The following is an 11,580-nucleotide window of genomic DNA, read 5'->3' on the forward strand; positions in this document are numbered from 1 at the left end:
CCCTACTTGGTCATTTTGTTGGCGGCCAGGTCCCAGGTCGTGCCCGCCGTGCCTTCCTTGGTGCCGTCGTCTTTCTGCGCGGTGAGCTCCCATTTGATCTTGGTGAAGTTCAGCGACAGGGTTTCCACCGGTTTGCCGCCGGTGCCGCCGCTGACACTGACGTTGGACAGCACGACGTTGGTCAGGGTGTAGATGATGAATGGCATGAGTTTGCCGCTGCCCTCGGCGGCGTTGCGGCCAATGGTGATGACGGCTTGCGGGATCGGCTTGCCGGCGCAGCAATACTCATTGAGGGTGGGGGTGGAGCTGTCGACGAATTTGGTCAGGGTGAATTCGCCGATGTGCGGCCGGCCGGAGGTGCGCTCCGAGTTGCTGACGTCGTTGGTGACCTGCATCGCCACGTTGTGGCTGTAGGACATGACCTCGATCTTGTCCGTGAAACCCTCCAGCAGGCTGTCGCCCTTGATGTCGCCGCCGAGGTCGAGAATGATTGCATCCATTGTGTGGAACTCCTGAAGAAGACGAATGAGGTAGTGCCCGATACCGATGAATTAACCGTGGCCAAGGCGCTTGCTGTGGCTAGATAGCTTTTGTGGCAAGCGGGCTTTTGTGGCGAGGGAGCTTGCTCCCGCTGGGCCGCGCAGCGGCCCCTCTTTTTTTGGGACTGCTGCGCAGTCCAGCGGGAGCAAGCTCCCTCGCCACAAAAAGCTCTTCAGCCACACAGTCACACGGTCACATAGCCACGCCGTGATCAGGCAGCTACCGGTGGCGGCAACGTCGCCACCAAACGGATCGACGCGGTCAGCTCCTCCAGCTGGAAGTGCGGCCGCAGGAACACCGTGGCCTTGTAGGCCCCTGGCTTGCCGGCCACTTCCGTCACGTCCACCCGTGCTTCGCGCAACGGGTACTGCGCCTTGATCTCTTGCGGCGCGTTGTCGTTGATCAGCACGTAGTCGGCGATCCAGTTGTTGAGGTAGGTCTGCACGTTGTCGCGGGTCATGAAACTGCCGACCTTGTCGCGCATGATCACCTTCAGGTAATGGGCGAACCGCGAGGCCGCGAGCACGTACGGCAACATCGCCGAGATCCGCGCGTTGGCGTTGGCCTCGTTGGTGTTGTAGGCCTTGGCCTTGTTGGTGGTCTGGCCGCCGAAGAATACCGCCACGTCGCTGTTTTTCTTGTGGCACAGGGAGATGAAGCCCAGGTCGTTGAGTTCCTTTTCACGGCGGTCGGTGATTGCCACTTCGGTCGGGCATTTGAGCGACAGGTCCCCGGAACTGGTGCGGAACGTATGGGCCGGCAGGCCTTCGACCGCGCCACCGCCCTCGGCCCCGCGAATGGCGGCGCACCAGCCATATTTGGCGAAGGCTTCGGTGATGCGTTGCGCCAGCGTCCAGGCGGCGTTGCCCCACAGGTATTTGCTGTGGTCGGTGCCGTTGACGTCCTCGACGTAGTTGATGCCTTCCACCGGCAGCGTGTCCGGGCCGTAGGGCAGGCGCAGCAGGAAGTGCGGCAGCACCAGGGACACGTAGCGCGAGTCTTCGCTTTCACGGAAGGCGCGCCACTTGATCAGCTCCTGGCTCTCGAAAATCTTCGACAGGTCCCTGGGGACCGCCAGTTCGGTGAAACTGGTCATGTCGAACAACCGCGGGCTGGCGGCGGCAATGAACGGGGCGTGCGCGGCGGCGGCGACGTTCGAGAGTTTTTCCAGCAGGCCGATGTCCTGCGGGTGTCGGCCAAAGGTGTAGTCACCCACCAGCAGACTGAACGGGTGCCCGCCGAAGGTGCCGTATTCTTCCTCATAGATTTTCTTGAACAGCGCGCTCTGGTCGAATTCGACGGCTTTTTCCAGATCGTTCTGCAGTTCTTTCTGGGTGACGTTGAGCAGGCGCAATTTGAGCCGGGTGCTGGTCTCGGTGTTCTGCACCAGCAGGTGCAGGCCGCGCCAGGAGGCTTCGAGTTTCTGCAGGTCGGGGTGGTGCAGCACTTCGTTGAGCTGGGCGCTGATCAACTGATCGATCTGGCTGATGCGGTCGTTGATCATCGCCACGGTGTCCTTGTCGATGGCCATGCCTTCGTCGAGGACCTGGGTGGCGAATTCGGCCAGCATGTCGCGGGCGTAGTCTTGCTGGCTGTCGTCGTGGGCCATGCGGCCTTCGGCGATGATTTTGTCCAGCAGGGACAGGGTCTGGGTCGTGCTCTCGCTGGTTTGAGCGCTGGATGAAGCAGGCATGGCGTTATCTCCCTTAATGATGCGCGCGATCAGGCCTGTGGTTCGGTCGGGGCCGGGTCATCGTTGGCGGCCACGGTGGGCAGCTCTGGCGGTACGTCCTGGGGTCGGGCCGACTTGATTTCCTGCAGGCCTTCGGTGTTGGCGATCACGTCGCGCAGCAGCTTGTCCAGGTCGTCGTTGCCATCGAGTTTGGTCAACAGGTCCCGCAGGCGTTGGCGCGCTTCGAACAAGCGGCGCAGCGGCGTGACCTGCTCCACGACCTTGACCGGGTCGAAGTCGTCGATGTGACGGAAGTTGAGTTCGATGTTGAGCTTGCTGTCGTCGCCGCTGAGGGTGTTGTTCACCTGCAGCGTGGCGCGGGGGGAGATGGAGGCGAGCACCTCGTTGAAATTGTCCCGATCGATTTCGGTAAAGCGCCGCTCATTGAGCTTGGGCAGCGGCTCCAATGGCTTGCCTGAGAGGTCGGCCAGAATGCCGACCACCAGTGGCAATTCTTTTTTCTCGATGGCGTTGCCGATCTCCACGTCATAGGTGATCTGGACGCGGGGAGGACGGACTCTGTCGAGCTTGTGCTGGGTACTTTCTGCCATGGCGGCCGACTCCGATGCATGTGTGGGCGCAATGCATCGGGAGTCCCGCTCATCGCATTCCCTTGCTGATCCACAGGTTGCAAATGGACGGCAGAAAACCTGTCATTCCCTTGACGAACCTGGTGCATTCGACCGTGTGGGTCGAACTATCCAAGACGCTAGAACAGGTCTATAAAAAAGCAAGCAAAAACAATTTTTGACCGCTGAGAAAAGGAAGATTCATTTTGCGAGGATTTTTTTTCGGATTTTTTTTGAGCCTGGCGCTCACCGGTTGCTCGTTTTTTGCGCCCAGTGTCGACCTGGACAGCCTGACCCTGGACGTCGCGCCGCGTGCCAATGACGACACGCCGATCGCCGTGGACTTCATCGCGGTGAACGACCCGGACCTGCTCAAGCAGCTGTCGGGCATCACCGCCAGCCAATGGTTCGCCGAGCGCGAACAGTTCCAGCGCGACTATCGTCAACTCATGTCGGTGTGGGGGCTGGAGCTGGTTCCGGGGCAATTCATCGACCGTCAACCCTTCCCGTTGGAGGGCCGGCGCGCCGCTGGACTTTTGGTCTTCGCCAGCTATAACACTCCCGGAGCCCACCGGCTTCGGTTGGACGATCAGCGCAAGGCCTGGCTGAAGTTCGACAGTCGCGAGATGACCCTCGTGAATGATGGGGCTCGATGACAGCCAGCCTTGAGTGACCGCGGGCCGCCCTGGGCGGTGACATTGGGATGTCGAAGGGAGTCGTATGAGTCTGTTACCTGACGCGGTGTGCTGGCATGAGGGCATGCAATTGCTGCCCCAGCATTTTCAATTGCAAGGGCTGCGCGCCGAGGCGCTGGCCGCGTATTTTGCCGGGGCCTGCAACCCTTGGTTCTGGGGTGTCAGCCAGCTGGAAGTCGATCCTTCGGCCCTCAGCGCCGGCCAGGTGCGGCTGCTGCAACTGCAAGGCACCTTGCCGGACGGCTTGCCGGTCAACCTGCAGGCCGGTGTCGGGCCGACCTTGGAGTTGGACATCGGCGAGGCGATCGACAAGACCGACGACGCCACCGTGACGGTGTACCTGGCCGTCAGCCCACTGTGGCGCGCCGGGCAATTGGTGCCGCTCAAGGGGCGCCTGCAATCGGTGGTCGGCGAGGCGTTGCCGGACCTCACCAGCGGTGCATTTCCCGAGTCGATCACCGTTTGGCGACCCAACCCGAGGCTGTGCACGCAACTGAGCAAGGCCGATTCGATCTGCCTGCCGCTGTTGCGCATCCGCAAGGAGGGCGGTGGCTTCTGGCGCGTGCCCTACACCCCGCCGACGCCGATCCTGTTGCCAGAGTCGGCCCTGGGTCGACGGGTCGCCGGGGTGTGCGCCCGGGCCCGGGAAAAGTGCATGTTTCTCGCCGGTCGCTTGCGTCAGGCCCAGGCGGCCGGCAACCAGGACGATGCAATGGAGATCCGCCGGCAATTGACCGCCTTGTGGGCGCGCTTGCCGGAAGTCGAAGGCGCGCTGAACACCCGGGTGGCGACGCCCCAGGCGCTCTACGGTCTGCTGCTGGGGCTGGCCGGGAGCTGGTCGGCCCTCGATCCGCTGGCGGGCGTCCCGGCCTTCGCACCGCTGGATTTTCTCGAATTGCAGCGCGGCTACGAGTTGTTGCTCGACTGGCTGGAAACCACTCTGGAACTGGTTCGCGCCGGCTATCGCAGCCTGGCCTTCGAGCGCGATGAGCAGGTCTTTTCGATCCAGCTGCCTGACGACCAATCGGACCAACGCCTGGTGATCGGCCTGCGCATGCCCAACGGCGCCAGCGAGCAGGCGGCGGCCGAGTGGTTGCGCGGGGCGATCATCGCGTCGGCGCGGCACATCCCGCTGCTGAGCCGACAACGCATGAGCGGACTGCCCCACCAAGCCATGAGCCGCAACGAACAGGTGGCCTACAGCGTGGGCGACGACACCCGTTTGTTCGTGGTGGCCGCCAGCGGGCAATGGTTCGACGCGCAATTGCCGCTGCACATCGTGGCGCCGGCATCGGCCCAGGCCAGCAGCCCGTGGCAAGTGGTGTTGTTCGTCGCGCAAGCCAGTGAAAGTGCCTGATCGCAAAAGGGGAGTCGTATGCCTGATGGAAGTGGCGGTGCGGTTCGGAGTCTGCATGAGGCGCCGCTGAGCAGCGCTTTTCGCCAGGCCTGGCTGAAGTGGGCCCAGGAGTGGCAAGACTTGCCCAAGGACAGCGACCCTGCGGTATTGGTCAATCGGGTCGTGGAGTTTTCCGGGCGCAGCGCCCAGCGTCTGTGGCGGGTGGCCTTCGCCACCGTCGGCGATGCCGCGACCGAGCAGGTCAAGGCGCTGGTCTATGCCTTCGTGGCGCTGGTGGACGAAACCTTGCTCTTCAGCCCTTGGCCCGGACAACTGGCCTGGCAGCAGCACCCCCTCGAGTCACGCATGTACGCCAGTCGCCAGGCCGGCGAGCGCTTGCCGGCGGCGATCAAGAAACTGCTGGACGAGCAGATGCCCGGCACCCGGGACCTGGCGAATGTCTACCTGCAATGCCTGATCCTCGGGTTCCAGGGACGATTGCGTGGCGAGCCCGGTCAAGTCCAGCATGCCAAGTGGCGCGTGGCGCTGTTCACGTTCGCCTGGCAACACGATCCCGATTACGTCGACGTCAGCCAGCGCCTGGCGCTGTCTTCGGCAACGCCGCCGGTGCGCATGCCGGTGCAGGAGTCACTGCCGGACGGCTTGCGCCTGGGGCTGGCGATCCTGGCGATGGTGTTGTTGTTGACCGGGCTGGGGCAGGTGTTCTGGCGTGACATTCGTTCGGAGCTCGAACCGGTGCTGCAACTGAACGAGTCAGCGGTGGTTCAGGAGCAGGATTCATGAGCCCCCTGAGCATCGTCGCCCTGGTGGTGATCGCCATTGTCGTGGTGCTGTTGATCGCGGCCCTGATCTGGTGGCTGCGGACCCAAGGCGGGGCGGCGATCCGCAGTTTCTATGGGGCGGTGCGCCGCATGGAACAGGAACAGGGTACCCGGGACCGCTATCAGATGCCCTGGCTGATGATGCTCGGCAACGAAACCGATGGCGCCCAATTGTGTACCCAGTGGCGCTTGCAACCGACCGACAAGGCCGCCTGGTTCGGGCGCTGGTTTTCCGATGCCGAGGGCTCGGTGCTGGTGGTGCCCCAGGCGTTGTTCCTGCCCGATGAAGGCATGAACCGGCAACGGGGCAATTGGTGGCGCCTGTTGGGGCTGATGTTGCGCTTGCGCAGCAAGCGACCATTGGATGCGGTGATCTGGACGGTGCCGTTCAGCACCCTCGACGACATCGAACACACCACCGAACTGAGCCTCAAGGTCCGGCGGTGCTTTATCGACCTGTTGCAACGGTTCGGCCTCAGCCTGCCGGTGTACGTGGTGATCACCGGGATGGAAGAGCTGCCCGGCGTCCAGGAACTGGTCAGTGCGCTGCCCGCCGAGGCGCGTGAATCGATGCTGGGCTGGTCCTCGCCCTATTTGCCGGATGCGGCCTGGCAGTCGCACTGGAGTGACCAGGCCCTGGATCAGGTCAACGCGGCGCTGTCGCAGTCGATCATCGAGATCGGTGCGCTGTCGGGGCAATTGGGCAGCGATCTTTATGGGTTGCCGGAGCGCTTCGAAGGCTTGCGACGGGCCTTGCAGATCCTGCTGGAACCGGTGTTCCAGGGCAATGCCCAAGGCGAAGCGCCGCGTTTTCGCGGGGTGTATTTCACTGCCAGCCAGGCGCCGGCTGTCAACGGTGATGGTTTGACCGCCGCCGACAGTGCCCAGCGGCAAACCGTGTTCGCCCGGCAATTGTGGTCACGACGGCTGGTGGCTGAGCGTGGTCTGGCCCAGCCCGTGCCGCGGCTGTTGCGCCTGCGCCAGCGCGGGCATCGGCTGGTCGCAGCGGTGGCGTTGGTGGTGGGCCTGGTCTGGTTGGGTGGCATGGTCTGGGTCTGGCACGATTCGGTGGAAGAAGCCGAAGGGCTGTCGCGCTTGATCCTCAGCACCCATAAGAACCACCTTGTGGTCGACCCTGACGAACCGCAGCTGGAACCGACCCGGCACAACGTGCAGAACTATTGGAACATGTTGGAAAAGGCCCCGCGCTGGCGCTTTGTCTCGGTGGTCTTTCCTACATCGTGGTTCTCTTCCGTGGACACGCAGCTGGAGAATGGCTTGCGCCTGACCGCTCGGCACCATTGGATATTGCCCCTGCGGGACCTGCTCAATTCAGACCTGGAACAGCTCAAATCCATCCGCAACACCGAGCGGCGGGGCAATGTGGAGAACGAAGACCCGGCGCAATGGCAGAGCTACGTGAAGGCCAAGGCGCTGGTGGACCTGGCGGTACGCCTTGAACAGCACAACCAGATGTTCAGCCAGGTGGTGAACGATCCCAAGGCACCGCTGGACGAACTGGTGCAGCTGAGCAACACCGCGTTGTCCCTGGGGCTCAACACCGGCACCTTGAGCCGGCCACGGTTTTATAACCGGGTGCTGTTCGATGCCCAGAACAGCGATTTGAAAGGGCTGGACCTGAACGCCGCGCGCCCGGTGATCTCCGATAACTTCACCGGCCTGATGCAGCGCTGGCTGGACCATTATTTCCTGGCGGACAACTTCGTGCGCCAGGCCGGTTACCTCAAGCTGCACCTGCAACGGCTGGAGGCCGGCAGTGGCAATTCGTTGAGCGAACTCGAAGACCTGACGGCGCTGATCGACGATTTGCAGACGCTGGTCAGCCTGACCAACTCGGCCTGGGGTCGCGGCAAGGGCCAGGATCTGGTGCCCGGCTACAGCCAGATGCTGGACAAGGTCAGCCACAGCACCCTGCTGGGGCCGGACATCGAGCAGGACCTGGAGAGCCAGGCGGCGAAGTTGCAACAGAGCTTTCGTGACCAGTGGATCGTCCAGACCGGTTCCCGGGACAATCTGCTGGTGCAACAGGGCAGTGGCCTGCTGGTCTTGCAAGAGCATGTCACGGCGCTGGAGGGCGCGGTGCAGGCGCTGTTCAAGCGTGATTTCGTGGCGTTGGCCATGCAAAAGGATCCAGCGGGCAACAACCCCGGTTCGATGGGCCAGGGCGATGGCAGCGATGATTTCAGCGTCGCCCTGAACTACTTCGCCAGCTACAAGAGCTATGCCAATGAAGAAATGCCGCGCATTCCGCCGGATTACCGTGATGCGCTGATGCAGGCCGCTGAAGGTGCCGCGGCGCGGGCCATGTGGTTGAGCCTGGATGAAAGCGACGAGGCGTTGCCTGGCATGGGCTTCAATGTGCAAACGACCCAGGCCGTTGCGCTGCAAAAAGCCTTCATGGACGTGCACCGTGGCGACCTGGCGATTCGTTTCCAACGTCTGCTCAATCGCCGGGCACTGGCGCAGATCAAGAGTGGCCTGGACGAAATCGATGCCCAGCCGCTGTTCAGCCAGCGGGCCGATGTCCAGCGTTGGGACGGTTCGAAAAACTTCGGCTTGCAACTCTACGGCGCCAGCGATCCACAAGACCTGAAGCTGAACCTGGCCCAGCAATTCGGCGCGATGCTGCAGATCGCCGAGCAGCGAATGCCCGCGCTGGAGTGGTTGATTGTCCAGCAGGACAACCTGTCGGCCCTGGAACACGACCAGGTGGCACGCTTCATGGCCCTCAACGATGAATTGCTCAAGTACAAGAACCAGAACCCGGCCAGTTCGGCAGCCCAACTGGAACAATTGGTCAGCCGGGACTTTATTGCCATGGACACCACCTCCTGCGCGCAGATCTTGCAGACCGCCAGCCTGCCCGGCGGGCGCGGTGACCTGGCCCAGCGCACGGTCGCGTTGCAGCAGGGCGCCTTGCAACGGTGCCTGTACCTGCAACAGAACCAGGCGGCGACGGCCTGGAATGACCTGGCCAACTATTTCAATCAATACCTGGCCGGGCGCTTTCCGTTTGCCCAGGATGTGCGGGCCAGCGATGCCGACCCGGCGCGGGTCCAGCATTTGCTGGAACTGATCGACACGCGCCTGCCCTTGGCCCAGGCCGGGCTGACGTTGAGCCAGACACCGGAGCGGCTGGTGGCCGAGGATTTCCTCAACCGTTTGAAACAGGCCGGCACTTGGCTCGGGCCGCTGTTCGTGCGGGACAAGAGTGGCATCTTGGGGGTGGAAATGGACGTGCGCTGGCGCACCGATCGCGATGAGGAGCGCGGTGCTGATCAGGTGATCGCCTGGAGCCTGGACGCCGGCAACCAACAGATCAGCTACCCCGGCGGCGGCCAGCAAAATCTGCGCTGGATGGTCGGCCAGCCGGTGCGCCTGACTTTGCGCTGGGCCCGTAACGGTTATCAGCGTCCGGCCAACGACCCGTTGCAACCGAACCTGGTGGTGCGTGACCTGGAGGCCGGTTGGGAGTACCAGGGGCCCTGGGCCTTGCTGCGCCTGATGCGCTCGCTGGTGTCGGTCCAGCGCCAGCCGAATGTCGACTACACCGATTTTCCCCTGGCCCTGCAACTGCCGGTGACCGCCCAGACCCAAGCCAGCACGGCGCAGCAAACGTTGATGTTCATGCGCCTGTCGTTGATGAGCCAGGGCTCCAAGCTGCCCCTATCGATCCCGCCGCTGCCGACGCGGGCGCCCCGTTCACCTTTCATGGCGACCGCATCGAGCCCCGCCATCGCCACCCGTGAGGAGGGCCTGTGAGCTTGCCGATATCGCCTTTGCCTGAGCTGGTCAGCCAGTTGCTCGAGCCGATCAGCGCCGAATCGCCCTGTGGCCAGGACCTGCGCTACGAGCCGGAATATGACCAGTTGCGCGAATTGCGCCGGGAGGACGACACCAGCCTGCCCACCGGCGTGTGGCAGTCTTCGATCAAGCGCGCCCTGTGGCCGGACCTGGAACGGCTCGCGACCACGTTGCTGCTCGAACGCAGCAAGGACCTGATGATCAGCGCCTGGCTGGGGGAGGCCTGGCTGCACATCGCCGGGCTGGAAGGGTTGCCGGGCAGCCTGGCGCTGGTGGCGGGGCTGTGTGAGCGCTATCCGGAGCAGTTGCACCCCCAGGCCGAGGACGGCGACCAGTCGTGGCGGGTGATCCCGCTGGAGTGGCTGGCCCGTCGCTATAGCGAAGTGCTGCTGACGCGGGTGCCGTTGTTCGATGGCCGGGAGCAGGCCTTCGCGGCTTTCTGCCTGGACGACTGGCAACGCTTGCAGCGCCAACAAGTGTTGGTCAACGACAGCAAGAATGCCAAGGCCTCGGCCGAAGCGGCGCGCAACGATCAAAAGAAACTCGGCGAACTGATTCGCAACACACCCTTGTCGTTCTGGTTGCACCACCAAGGCAGCCTGATGTTGAGCTTGCAACACCTGCAACGGCTCGAAGCCTGGAGCGACGCTTACCTGGGCAACCTGGCCCCGGGCTACAAATCCCTGCAAGACGTGATGCAGGCCTTGCTGGCACTGGTAGAGGAGTTCATCGCGATGCACCCACAGCAACCCACCGTCGTGCCGGTGCAAACGTCCCCAGCGACCACGACGTCGACGTCCCAGCCGCATGCGGCTCCTGCCCAGGTCTTCCAGGAACCGGCCAATCGTGAAGAGGCCTACCGACAACTACTGGTCATCGCCGGTTACCTGGCCCGCACCGAACCCCACAGCCCGGTGCCCTACCTGATCCGACGCGGCGTGGAGTGGGGCAACAAGCCGTTGAGCGAGTTGCTGGGGGAACTGATCAGTGCCGATGCCGAATCCCGCCGGTTGTGGACGTTATTGGGGGTTCTCTAACGCTACTCGTCGGGCCACGGCACCGGCGTCAGCACCGGTTTGCCGGAAAAGAACGCGGTCAGGTTCTGGCCCACCAGCTCTACCATGGCGCGGGTCGCCTCTGGCGACAGGCCGGCCACGTGGGGTGTGAGGACGACGTTGGGCAGGTTTTTCAGCGCCTGCGGCACCTCGGGCTCGTGATCGAACACATCCAGGGCTGCTCCAGCAATTCGCCGGTGCTCCAGGGCGCTGATCAGATCGGCGGTGGCAACCACGCTGGCCCTGGCGACGTTCACCAGAAATCCTTTTGGGCCGAGCGCATCGAGGGTCTGCTTGTTGATCAACTGCCGGGTATCCAGGCCGCCTGGCGTGGCGACGATCAGGAAGTCCGAGACCCGCGCCAGTTCCGTGGGCGTGGCGCAGAAGGTGTAGGGCACGTCATTGCGCACCCGGCGATTGTGATAGCTGACACTCATGTCAAAGCCCAGGGCGGCCCGTTTGGCGATCGCCATGCCCACCGCGCCAAGGCCCAACACACCCAGCCGCTTACCCGCCAGGGAAGGGCGCGCAGCCCTTGGCCATTCGCCCCGTCGCAGGGCGGCATCGCAATGGGGGATGTCGCGCACCAACGCCAGCAACAGCGCCATGGCATGGTCGGCCACCGACGACGCGTTGACCCCGGCACCGTTGGTGACCACGATGCCCCGGTGGCGTGCGGCCTGCAGGTCGACTTGTTCGTAACCGGCACCGATCACGCAGATGATTTTCAGGTTGGGCAGGGCGGCGATTTCTTCTTCCGTCAGGCCCAGGGGGCCGCGGGTCAGCACTGCGCTGAAGCGTTCACCGTGTTCGAAAATCGCCGTCTTGCGTTCGGCAGGCGTGGGCGCCAACTCCAGGTGATAGCCCTGCCGCTCGAGAATCGGCAGGTATTCATTGACGGTTTCAACCAGTACCAGAACGGTTGCGGTCATGCTGGGCTCCTGTGGGCTGGGGGCGATTCAATTATTCAACCTGATTGTAGGGGG

At 63.4% G+C, this 11,580-nt stretch carries 9 protein-coding genes; 5 read left to right on the top strand and 4 right to left on the bottom strand.

Going from position 1 to position 11,580, the window contains the following annotated elements; all coding sequences use genetic code 11:
* Nucleotides 1–2: 2 nt before the first annotated feature.
* The 3 genes from LQ215_RS13915 to tssB form a co-directional block, all read right to left on the bottom strand.
* The gene (locus LQ215_RS13915) at nt 3–500 is read right to left on the bottom strand and encodes an Hcp family type VI secretion system effector (RefSeq protein WP_046063980.1); all 498 of its coding nucleotides are present in this window, start codon (nt 498–500) and stop codon (nt 3–5) included.
* Between the two features lie 251 nt (nt 501–751).
* Nucleotides 752–2,233: a type VI secretion system contractile sheath large subunit gene (tssC, locus tag LQ215_RS13920; protein ID WP_230150566.1), complete on the bottom strand. Its 1,482-nt coding sequence runs from the start codon at nt 2,231–2,233 to the stop codon at nt 752–754.
* A 29-nt stretch (nt 2,234–2,262) separates the two neighbouring features.
* Nucleotides 2,263–2,823, bottom strand: a complete 561-nt coding sequence (gene tssB / locus LQ215_RS13925) for a type VI secretion system contractile sheath small subunit (RefSeq protein ID WP_230150568.1) — start codon at nt 2,821–2,823, stop codon at nt 2,263–2,265.
* A gap of 224 nt (nt 2,824–3,047) precedes the next feature.
* Between tssB and LQ215_RS13930 the strand changes: the two genes are divergently transcribed.
* The 5 genes from LQ215_RS13930 to tssA all read left to right on the top strand — a co-directional run bounded on the left by LQ215_RS13930 (nt 3,048) and on the right by tssA (nt 10,576).
* Nucleotides 3,048–3,497, top strand: coding sequence for a type VI secretion protein (locus LQ215_RS13930; RefSeq protein WP_230150570.1), 450 nt, complete (start codon nt 3,048–3,050; stop codon nt 3,495–3,497).
* A 64-nt stretch (nt 3,498–3,561) separates the two neighbouring features.
* Nucleotides 3,562–4,893, top strand: a complete 1,332-nt coding sequence (gene tssK, locus LQ215_RS13935; RefSeq protein WP_230150572.1) for a type VI secretion system baseplate subunit TssK — start codon at nt 3,562–3,564, stop codon at nt 4,891–4,893.
* A gap of 18 nt (nt 4,894–4,911) precedes the next feature.
* On the top strand, nt 4,912–5,676 hold the full coding sequence (locus LQ215_RS13940) for a DotU family type IV/VI secretion system protein (RefSeq protein ID WP_230150574.1): 765 nt from the start codon (nt 4,912–4,914) through the stop codon (nt 5,674–5,676).
* Nucleotides 5,673–9,497, top strand: a complete 3,825-nt coding sequence (locus tag LQ215_RS13945; protein WP_230150576.1) for a type VI secretion system protein — start codon at nt 5,673–5,675, stop codon at nt 9,495–9,497. The genes LQ215_RS13940 and LQ215_RS13945 overlap by 4 nt, the downstream gene beginning before the upstream one ends.
* The gene (tssA, locus tag LQ215_RS13950; RefSeq protein ID WP_230150578.1) at nt 9,494–10,576 is read left to right on the top strand and encodes a type VI secretion system protein TssA; all 1,083 of its coding nucleotides are present in this window, start codon (nt 9,494–9,496) and stop codon (nt 10,574–10,576) included. Before LQ215_RS13945 ends, tssA begins: the two co-directional genes overlap by 4 nt.
* A 2-nt stretch (nt 10,577–10,578) precedes the next feature.
* Here the strand turns inward: tssA and LQ215_RS13955 are convergent, their stop codons facing one another.
* Complete coding sequence (locus tag LQ215_RS13955) at nt 10,579–11,526, bottom strand: 2-hydroxyacid dehydrogenase (protein ID WP_230150580.1); 948 nt, start codon at nt 11,524–11,526, stop codon at nt 10,579–10,581.
* Nucleotides 11,527–11,580: the final 54 nt, after the last annotated feature.

Origin of the sequence: Pseudomonas brassicacearum, assembly GCF_918698105.1 — a bacterium.
Lineage (GTDB): Bacteria > Pseudomonadota > Gammaproteobacteria > Pseudomonadales > Pseudomonadaceae > Aquipseudomonas > Aquipseudomonas brassicacearum_F.